At 72.5% G+C, this 5,546-nt stretch carries 5 protein-coding genes and 1 pseudogene; 1 reads left to right on the top strand and 5 read right to left on the bottom strand.

Annotation, left to right across the window (positions count from 1 at the left end):
• The 3 genes from purB to G6030_RS04830 all read right to left on the bottom strand — a co-directional run.
• The coding region (gene purB, locus G6030_RS04840) for an adenylosuccinate lyase (RefSeq protein ID WP_182642371.1) at positions 1-1,397 on the bottom strand (1,397 nt) is incomplete at its 3' end.
• 22 nt (positions 1,398-1,419) lie between these two features.
• On the bottom strand, positions 1,420-1,563 hold the full coding sequence (locus G6030_RS04835; protein WP_156509565.1) for a hypothetical protein: 144 nt from the start codon (positions 1,561-1,563) through the stop codon (positions 1,420-1,422).
• Positions 1,564-1,687: 124 nt separating this feature from the next.
• Complete coding sequence (locus tag G6030_RS04830) at positions 1,688-2,863, bottom strand: aminotransferase class I/II-fold pyridoxal phosphate-dependent enzyme (protein WP_182642370.1); 1,176 nt, start codon at positions 2,861-2,863, stop codon at positions 1,688-1,690.
• 121 nt (positions 2,864-2,984) lie between these two features.
• Here G6030_RS04830 and G6030_RS04825 point away from each other — a divergent pair, with 121 nt between their 5' ends.
• Positions 2,985-3,575, top strand: a complete 591-nt coding sequence (locus G6030_RS04825; protein WP_182642369.1) for a GNAT family N-acetyltransferase — start codon at positions 2,985-2,987, stop codon at positions 3,573-3,575.
• A 31-nt stretch (positions 3,576-3,606) separates the two neighbouring features.
• Here G6030_RS04825 and G6030_RS04820 read toward each other — a convergent pair whose 3' ends face one another.
• A complete protein-coding gene (locus G6030_RS04820; RefSeq protein WP_182642372.1) occupies positions 3,607-5,214 on the bottom strand; it encodes a DASS family sodium-coupled anion symporter in 1,608 nt (535 codons plus the stop codon).
• Positions 5,215-5,345: 131 nt separating this feature from the next.
• A pseudogene (locus G6030_RS04815) lies at positions 5,346-5,546 on the bottom strand (endo-1,5-alpha-L-arabinanase); the annotation flags it as partial.

Here is a 5,546-nt window from a genome sequence, read left to right as displayed (position 1 = left end):
ACGCGCGCGGCCACGGCGTCGACCTGATCGCCGGCCGCCCCGACGAACGCCGCGCGGTCCGCCAGCGCCGCCTCGAGCGCCGGACGGTCGAGGGGCAGTCGGTCGTCCGCGGCGAGCCGGTCGATGAGGTCGGGTTCGCGGCCCTCCTCGCGCATGGCCAGGGCCACGGCGACGGCGTTCTCCTTGATCGCCTCGTGGGCGAGCTCGCGACCGACCCCGGCGCGCACCGCGGCCATGAGCACCTTGGTGGTGGCGAGGAACGGCAGGTAACGCTGCAGCTCCTTGTCGATCACCGCGGGGTAGGCGCCGAACTCGTCGAGGACGGTCAGGAAGGTCTCGAACATGCCGTCCAGCGCGAAGAACGCGTCCGGGAGCGCGACGCGGCGCACGACCGAGCAGAACACGTCGCCCTCGTTCCACTGCGCGCCCGCGAGCTCGGCGGCCATGGACCCGTACCCGCGCAGGACCACCTGCAGGCCGTTGACCCGCTCGCACGAGCGGGTGTTCATCTTGTGCGGCATCGCCGAGGAGCCGACCTGCCCGGGCTGGAAGCCCTCGGTGACGAGCTCGTGACCCGCCATGAGTCGGATGGTCTGCGCCAGCGAGGACGGGCCCGCCCCGAGCTGCACGAGCGCGGAGACGACCTCGTGGTCCAGCGACCGCGGATAGACCTGCCCGACCGAGTCGAAGGTGCGGACGAAGCCCAGGTGATCGGCGATCCGGCCCTCGAGCTCGGCCATCTTGGCGGCGTCCCCGCCGAGGAGGTCCAGCATGTCCTGGGCGGTGCCCATCGGGCCCTTGATGCCGCGCAGCGGGTACCGCTCGAGGAGCGACTCGACCCGCTCGAGGGCGACCACCAGCTCGTCCGCCGCGGAGGCGAAGCGCTTACCGAGGGTGGTGGCCTGCGCGGCGACGTTGTGGCTGCGTCCCGCCATGACCGTGTCGCGGTGGGCCACGGCGTGCTCGGCCAGACGACGGGCCGCGGCGACGCCCCGGTCGCGCACCAGCTCGAGCGAGCGCACCACCTGCAGCTGCTCGACGTTCTCGGTGAGGTCCCGGCTCGTCATGCCCTTGTGGATGTGCTCGTGACCGGCGAGGTCGTTGAACTCCTCGATGCGGGCCTTGACGTCGTGCCGGGTGACCCGCTCGCGCTCGGCGATCGACGCGAGGTCGACGCGGTCGACCACCGCCTCGTATGCCTCGATCACGCCGTCGGGGACGTCGATCCCCAGGTCGCGCTGCGCGCGTAGTACCGCGATCCACAGCTGGCGCTCGAGCACGATCTTGTGCTCGGCGGACCACAGCGTGGCCAGGTCGACGCTCGCGTAGCGCGAGGCGAGGACGTTGGAAATCCGGGGCTTTGCGGCCCGGGCGGGCGAGGTGTTCTGGGCGGTCACGCCCCCCAGTATCGCAGCCCGTTCAGGAGATGACCGAGCCGCCGGTGGACCCGGCGAGGATCTCGCGGGCGTTGAGGTAGACCTGCTCGACCGTCAGCGGCGCCTGCAGCAGCAGCCACGGCCGGGTGATGTAGACGCTGGCGGTGATGATCTCGGCGGAACCCATGCGCCGACGGTAGCCGCCCGGCGTCACCGGCGGGGACGCCACGTCGGCCACCTGCGGCCCGCTGTCCGGCGGGGGCGCCACGTCCCCGGGGCCGACGGCGCCCACATCGCCCGCGGGCCGGTGCCTACGGGGCCAGTTCCGCCTCGAGCCGGTCCATGGCCTCGGCGATCTCATCGGTCGCCCCGGCGAAGCTCAGCCGGACGGTGTGGCGGCCGTCGACGGTGTCGAAGTCCACTCCCGGCGTGAGCGCGACCCTGGTTCGGTCGAGGATCCGTGCGCACCACGCCACCGAGTCGTCGGTCCACCGCGAGACGTCGAAGTAGGCGTAGAAGGCGCCGTCGGGCGGAGCGATCTCCCCCACCCCGAGCTCGCCCAGCCGGCGCAGCACGAGGTCGCGGTTGCGGGCGTAGCGCTGGACGTGGAGGTCGAGCTCGGCGGTCGACTCGTCGGTGAAGGCGGCGACGGCGGCGAACTGCGCGTCCGCCGGCGGGCAGATCGTCAGGTTGCCCACGAGCCGGTCAACGGGGTCGCGGAGGTACTCGGGCAGCAGCATCCAGCCGATGCGCCAACCGGTCATGGAGAAGTACTTGGACACCGAGCCCATCACCACCGCCTCGCGGCTGGTCCGCCATGCGCTCGCGCACTCCCGGCCGTAGGTGACGCCGTGGTAGATCTCGTCGCTGATGAGCAGCGTGCCGTGCGCGTCGCACCACCGGGCCAGCGCGGCGAGCTCGTCCGCGTCGATGATCGTGCCGGTCGGGTTGGCGGGGCTGGCGACGATGAGCCCGGCGGGTGCGTGGCCGAGCTCCGCCGTGACCGCCTCGAGTTGCGCGACGGTGGGCTGATACCGCGTGTCCGCCCCGCAGGCGATCTCGTGGACGCGGCACCCCAGCGCCTGGAGGGTGTTGCGGTAGGCGGGGTACCCGGGGCGGGCCATGACCACGGTGTCGCCGGGGTCGAAGGCGGCGAGGAAGAGCGCGGTGAAGCCTCCGGAGGAACCGGTGGTGACGACGACGTCGTCGGCACTCACGTCGAGCCCGTCCCGTCGCCGGTGATACGCGGCGATCGCCTCCCGCAGGGGCCGGATCCCCACGGCCTCGGTGTAGCCGAGGATCTCGGTGTCCAGGGCCCGGCGTGCCGCGGCCAGTACCGGTGCCGGGGCCGGGGTCGAGGGCTGCCCGGCGCACAGGGAGATCACGTCCCCGTGGGTCTCCTGGCGCCTGGCCGCGGCCGCGAGGACGCTCATCACGTGGAACGGCTCGACGGCCGAGCGGCGGGAGGGTTCGCGTGGGACGGACATGCCCCGACGCTAGCGCCCCGGTCGGCGGTGTCCACCACGGGCCGGTCGGTCGGATGCCGGGGGCGCGCCGGCGGACTAGCGTCGGACCCGTCGCAGGTCGACGAGACTCGAGGACGGCCCCATGAACTCCTCCACCGACGGCGTCGTCGTACGCCCCGCCACCCGGTTCGACGACGTGGCGGTTCTCCTGGGCCCCCGGAAGGACCCCGATGCCTCGGTGTGCTGGTGCCTCAGTCACCGGGTGGACTCCGCGACCAACAGGTCACTGGTCGGCCGCGCCCGGGGCGACCGGGTCCGCGACCTGTGCGCGGCAGAGGTCGCCCCGGGGATGCTCGCCTACCTCGGGTCCGAGCCCGTGGGCTGGGCGGCCGTCGCGCCGCGCCACCACCTGCCCGTCGCCCGGTCGCGGGTGATCCCGACCGTGGACACGCGCCCCGTGTGGTCGATCTTCTGCATCCGGGTCCGACCCGGGTACCGGGGTCGGGGCGTCGCCCACGACCTCGTCGAGGGAGCGGTCGCCTTCGCCCGGGCACACGGCGCCCCCGCCGTCGAGGCCGTCCCGGTGGACAACGGCGGGGAGAAGGTCGACCTCACCATGGCCTTCGTCGGGTTCCGCTCACTGTTCGAGGCCGCGGGATTCGTCAAGGTCGCCGACACGTCCTCGGTGACGGCGGGCTTCCCCCGGATCGTGATGCGGCGCGAGCTCGGGTGAGACCGCGCTCGCGGTCCCCCGCGACCGTCCGTCAGACGGTCAACCCGAACACCCACACCAACAGCGTCATGGTGACCACCGTGATGAGCACGATCCCGATGAGGTTGAGCCACAGGCCGCCCCGGATCATCTGACCGATCGTCACGTACCCGGAGCCGTAGGCGATCGCGTTGGGCGGGGTCGCCACCGGCAGCATGAACGCGCAGGTGGCGGCGAGCGCGACCGGCACCGCCAGCAACATCGGGTCCACCCCGAGCCCCAGGGCGACGCCGCCGGCCACCGGCAGGAACGTCGCGGCGGTGGCGGTGTTGCTCGTCAGCTCGGTGAGGAAGATGATCCCCGTCGCGGCCACCACCACCAACAGGACGACCGGCAGGGCGCCCAGCGCAGCGGCCTGCTCGCCGATCCAGTCGGTGAGCCCCGAGCCGGAGAACTGCGACGACAGCGCGAGGCCGCCGCCGAACAGCAGCAGGACGCCCCACGGCAGCGCCAGCGCGGCGTCCCACGTCAGCAGCCGCACGCCCCGCCGGGACCCGGCGGGCAGCAGGAACAGCAGCAGGCCGGCCGCGAGCGCGATGCCCGCGTCCGAGATCGGCGGGTCCTCGAACACCAGCGGGACCGCCACCCACGCCACCGCGGCCGCCACGAAGACGGCCAGGACGCGCTTCTCTCCGGACGACGTGGGGCCGAGTCTGCGCAGCTCGTCGTCGAACAGCTTCCGCCCACCGGGGATCCGCTCGATCTCCGGCTTGAACAGGACCTTGGTGAGCAGGAGCCAGGTGATCACCAGCATGACCACCGCGAGCGGCAGCCCGACCAGCATCCACTGGCCGAAGCCCAGCTGGATGTCGTGCTCGGCGCTGAGGTAGCCGGCCAGCAGGGTGTTGGGCGGGGTCCCGATGATCGTCGCCAGTGACCCGACGGACGCCGCGTAGGCGATGCCGAGCATGAGGGCCGTGCCGAAGTTGGAGCGGATCACCGCCTCCTTGACCGCGTCGGAGGTCGGGTCCGCCTGCGGGTCCATCTCCGGCATCGCGGTCTTCCCGTCACCGTCGCCGCCGCCGAGCTCGGACGCGAGCATCAGCACCGACACGCCGATCGGCAGCATCATCACGGCCGTCGCGGTGTTCGACACCCACATGCTCAGGAACCCGGTCGCGATCATGAACCCGGCGATCACGCGCGTGGACCGGGTGCCCATCGCGCGGACGGTGAGCAGGGCGATCCGACGGTGCAGGTTCCACCGCTGCATGGCGATCGCGATGAGGAACCCGCCCATGAACAGGAAGATGATGTTGTTGCCGTACTCGGCGCCCACGTCGTCGACCGAGATGTCCTGACCCAGTACGGGGAAGGCGATGAGCGGCACCAGGGCGGTCGCCGGGATGGGGATGCACTCGGTCATCCACCAGATGCCGAGCAGCACGGCCACGGCCGCGGTGAGGCGCGCGTTGTGCTCGAGGTCGCCCGGCATGACCAGATAGACCAGGAGGGCCACGGCCAGCCCGGCGATCGTGCCCACGACACTCCGGATGAACTCCCCGCGCGGCACCGCCTCGTCGAGCTCGCCCGGTGACTTCTGGTCGACCTCGGCCCCGCGGTGGGGGTCGGGCTCCAGACCACGCAGGTGCGGTGCCATGACGATGCGGCGTTCCCCGGGGCCGTCATCCGTCCGGCCGACCGCGTCGTCACCCCTCCGGTCGTCGTCCCCGGTTGCCATGTCGCCTCCCTCTCGCCGTTACCGACCGTCGTCGGTACAGCTTCCGGCACTCACGATCCGAACGGTACCGATCCGAGCGCCCCGGACCCGAGCGAGAGCGAGCCGTCCGGGGCCACCTCGAGCCCGAACACCGCCAGCTCCTGCGCCGCGCCCCCGGCCGGGCCGAGGGACACCACCAGCTCGTGGCGCCCCGCGGCCAGTGGGCGGGGCGGGCGCAGGGTCAGCGTGCGGTCGAGCACTCCCCCGGCGGC

The organism is Dietzia sp. E1, assembly GCF_014145015.1.
Classification (GTDB): Bacteria; Actinomycetota; Actinomycetes; order Mycobacteriales; family Mycobacteriaceae; genus Dietzia; species Dietzia cinnamea_A.
This window is presented reverse-complemented; position numbering and strand designations above follow the sequence as displayed.

Coding starts and splice junctions, on each gene's coding strand:
- G6030_RS04835 (WP_156509565.1), bottom strand. CDS start 1,563: ATGGGTTCCGCCGAGATCATCACCGCCAGCGTCTACATCACCCGGCCG.
- G6030_RS04830 (WP_182642370.1), bottom strand. CDS start 2,863: ATGTCCGTCCCACGCGAACCCTCCCGCCGCTCGGCCGTCGAGCCGTTC.
- G6030_RS04825 (WP_182642369.1), top strand. CDS start 2,985: ATGAACTCCTCCACCGACGGCGTCGTCGTACGCCCCGCCACCCGGTTC.
- G6030_RS04820 (WP_182642372.1), bottom strand. CDS start 5,214: ATGGCACCGCACCTGCGTGGTCTGGAGCCCGACCCCCACCGCGGGGCC.